General features: G+C 72.0%; 5 protein-coding genes. 2 read left to right on the forward strand and 3 right to left on the reverse strand.

Annotation, left to right across the window (positions count from 1 at the left end):
* The 3 genes from ABGB17_RS38650 to ABGB17_RS38660 all read right to left on the reverse strand — a co-directional run.
* A partial coding sequence (locus ABGB17_RS38650) for a hypothetical protein (protein ID WP_347639343.1) occupies positions 1–307 on the reverse strand: 307 nt, incomplete at its 3' end.
* Positions 308–309: 2 nt separating this feature from the next.
* Entirely contained in the window at positions 310–1,077 is a 768-nt protein-coding gene (locus ABGB17_RS38655) for a hypothetical protein (protein WP_347639345.1), read from the reverse strand.
* 137 nt (positions 1,078–1,214) lie between these two features.
* Positions 1,215–2,216, reverse strand: a complete 1,002-nt coding sequence (locus tag ABGB17_RS38660) for a phosphotransferase (RefSeq protein WP_347639347.1) — start codon at positions 2,214–2,216, stop codon at positions 1,215–1,217.
* Positions 2,217–2,264: 48 nt separating this feature from the next.
* On the opposite strand from ABGB17_RS38660, the gene ABGB17_RS38665 reads away from it, so the two are divergent.
* Together ABGB17_RS38665 and ABGB17_RS38670 are read left to right on the forward strand one after the other, a co-directional pair.
* A complete protein-coding gene (locus ABGB17_RS38665; RefSeq protein ID WP_347639349.1) occupies positions 2,265–3,008 on the forward strand; it encodes an SDR family oxidoreductase in 744 nt (247 codons plus the stop codon).
* A gap of 120 nt (positions 3,009–3,128) precedes the next feature.
* On the forward strand, positions 3,129–3,440 hold a 312-nt coding region (locus tag ABGB17_RS38670), incomplete at its 3' end, for a DUF2243 domain-containing protein (RefSeq protein WP_347639351.1).

The following is a 3,440-nucleotide window of genomic DNA, read 5'->3' on the forward strand; positions in this document are numbered from 1 at the left end:
GTGGAGGTGGGGGTGGAGGTGGGGGTGGCGGCTCCGGCCGGGCGCGGGGACAGATCGGCGGGCCGAGCACGCTGATGCCGACACGCAGCCGGACCACCACGTCGAGGTCGATGCAGATGGCGACGCCGTCCCCGTTCAGCAGATCCTGAGCCCGGACGGCCGCCGCCTGAGGCACGGACGGCGCCCGAGGCACGGACGGCGCCCGAGGCACGGACGGCGCCGTGAGCCCGGCCGCCGCGGCCGGGAGGGCCGGGAAGGTGATGGCGAGGAACGCGGCCAGCAGGGTGGCGGTGCGGGAGAAGGCCATGGTCAGCCGCTCGTGGGGATCTGCTGGATTTCCAGGAGGGCGGCGGTGAAGGCCTCCGGGCCCGCCGACAGGCCACTGGCGAAGACGTGGGAGATCTGCCAGGCCAGGAAGATGCCCACGCCGAGGAGAGCGGACATCACCGTCAGGGGGACCAGGGTCCAGCCGCGGGGGCGGGCGCCGGCCAGGAAGGGGAACAGGATGACGATGGTGCCGGTCAGGATGGCGAGGGGAAGTATGCCGGCGGGCGGCTCGGAGCGGGCGTCGGCGGCGCGCTGGCGGCGGGCGGAGGACATGGCTTGGAGTTGTTCGAGGACGGCGGACTGCGCGGCTCTCTGGTCGTCGTCCTTCAGGGGCAGGGCGGCCACCTGGGTGCGCAGGGCGTTGAGTCTTGTGGTGCCTTCGGGGCTGAGCCGGCCTTGGGCCAGCAGGGGCCATTCCCTGGTGGCCACGAAGTCGAGGTAGCCGCGGACCTGGGACTGCACCGCGGCGGCGGCCGCGACGGGGAGGCCGGTGGCGGACCAGTAGGTCTCGACCGCGGCCTGGGTCTCGGCGTAGGTGTTCAGGCGGGCGGAGTCCGCGGTGGTCCAGGGGACGACGATCGCGATGGCGAAGACCAGCAGGAACAGCGCCGACAACATCGAGCCCGCGTGCCCGGCGGACGGACCGTTCGGGGCGAGGTCGTCGGTGCCGCGGCTCAGCCTCCGGAACAGGAAGGCCGCCGTGCCGACCACGCCGAGTGCCGCGGCGACGGCGATTGCGAGGACAAGCATGACCATCTCCATAGATCTTGTCTGGGCAAGGCCGCGCGGTCGCCTTACCGATCACATGCCGTCACATGACTATCACATTACGTGACCATGCGGGGCGGTCATTCACAGAGATGTGCACACCGTTTTACGGCGGGAGGTCAGCGGGGGTTCGTGAGATACCGGTCGGCGAGGGCGCAGGTGCCCTCGGTGTACCCGGCGCCGAGTTGCTGGGCGATGTCCACCACGGGGTGGGTGCCGATCCACGCCACCAGCAGCAGGCGGCGCAGCATGACGAACGTCCAGAGCTCCCGTTCGTCCTCCTCGGGCAGGTCGAGCACGGTGCGGTAGCCGCGCACCCACGCGTCGAGCATGTCCGGCACCTCGGGCCGGTGCTCGATGAAGCTGACCGCGGCGGCGAAGTCGTACATGAACCACCCGAAACCGCAGTCGTCGAAGTCGATGACGGTGGTGCCGGCGCCGGCGTCCACCAGCAGGTTGGCGAGGCGCAGATCCGCGTGGATCAGCCCGTACCTGTCCGGCCCGGCGCCGAACGCCGCCAGCCGGGCCCGCAGTTCCCGTTCCAGCCGCCCGAGCACCTCGCGCTCCTCGCGGCCGACGCCCACGCCGTCCCGCCACCGGCCCCAGCGCGGCGCGGGCCCGAACGCGGCGTCCACGTCCCAGTGGAAGCGGGTGAACCCGGGGGGCCGCGCCCATCGCCGGGCGTGCGCGTGCATGCGCGCGGTGACGGCCCCGAGCGGCTCGAAGTCCTGGACCAGGCGGTCCTCGGGCGGTTCGGCGCCGGGTACGAACGCGAACATCACGCAGTCGCGAGGCGGCGCCCCCGGGTCCTCGACGGTGACGACGCGTGAGCCGTCCCGCGCGGGCACGACGGCCGGGGTGGGCACCACGCCCTCCTCGCGCAGCGCGGTCAGCCAGTCCAGCTCGGACGTGATCGCGCCGGGTGGGTGGTAGCCGAGCCGGTGCACCCGCAGGACCGTCCGGGCTCCGCCGTCCTCGACCAGGAAGGTGGCGTTCTCCGACACGTTGAGCAGCGACACCTCCGCGCCGGGGGACATGTCGTAGCGCCGCAGCGCACGCCGCGCCACCGCCGCCACCCGGTCGAGCACCCCGTCGCCGTCCGACAGGTCGTGGAAACGCACAGACCCTCCCTGATGATCACAAGCGCCCCGAATGATAACGTCACGCCCGTGGGGGGACGAAGAGTACTGGTCACGGGGGCGTCCCGGGGCATCGGCCGGGCCGTCGCGACCGCGTTCGCGGAGCTCGGCGACCGGGTGGCGATCCATCACCGCGACTCGCCGGAGCTCGCGGCCGGCCTGCGGGACACGCTCCCCGGCGACGGCCACGTGGTGGTGGGGGCGGACATCACCGACCCGGACGCGGTGCGGCTCATGGTGGACGAGGCGGCCGGGACGCTCGGCGGCATCGACGTGCTCGTCAACAACGCGGGCGTCTTCTTCCACCACCCGATCACCGAGGTGTCGTACGAGGAGTGGCAGCGGGCCTGGCGCACGACGCTGGACCTCAACCTCATGGGCGCGGCCAACGTCACCTGGTGCGCGGTGCGCTACATGTCCCCCGGCGCCCGGATCGTCAACGTCTCCTCCCGCGGCGCCTTCCGCGGCGAGCCGCACGCCCCGGCGTACGGCGCCAGCAAGGCCGGCATGAACGCCCTCGGCCAGTCGCTCGCCATAGCCCTGGCCCCGCACGGCATCGCGGTCGGCACGGTGGCCCCCGGCTACGTCGACACCGACATGACGAACGAGCACCTGAAGTCGGCACGCGGGGACGCGATCCGCGCGCAGAGCCCCTTCGGCCGGGTGGCCCGCCCCGACGAGATCGCCGCGGCCGTCGTCTACCTGGCGTCCCCCGAGGCCGAATGGGCGTCCGGCACCGTCATCGACCTGAACGGCGCCTCGTACCTGCGCTGAGACGCTCAGCGGTCCGCGCGCGCCGACCTCTTACCCGACCCTGACCTCAAGCCGGTCGTTTGCCTTGATCGGTGTTGGCAAGGTGAGGGCTCGGTGGTCAGTCCGGGGAGGGATGCCGTGATGGGGAGCGAGGGACAGCCGAGTGTCGCTCTGCCTGGGGCGGTGCTCGGGGTGGGGCTGGGTGGGTTTGTCGACGGGATCGTGCTGCATCAGGTGTTGCAGTGGCATCACATGTTGTCCAGTACGGACAGTGACAACATCGGGATTCGCTACTACCCGGTGGACACGGTGGCGGGGTTGCGGATGAACACCCTGTGGGACGGGTTGTTCCATGTGTTCACCTGGGTGGCGGTGCTGGTGGGGCTGGGGCTTCTGTACTCGCGGGTCACGCGTTCGCGGGGGCGGGTGTGGCGGTGGCGGGGGCTCTGGGGG

Origin of the sequence: Sphaerisporangium sp. B11E5, assembly GCF_039871875.1 — a bacterium.
Taxonomy (GTDB): domain Bacteria; phylum Actinomycetota; class Actinomycetes; order Streptosporangiales; family Streptosporangiaceae; genus Sphaerisporangium.

What these genes read in the sequence shown, in the direction of transcription:
- ABGB17_RS38655 (WP_347639345.1), bottom strand. Translation starts at nt 1,077, where the DNA reads ATGCTTGTCCTCGCAATCGCCGTCGCCGCGGCACTCGGCGTGGTCGGC.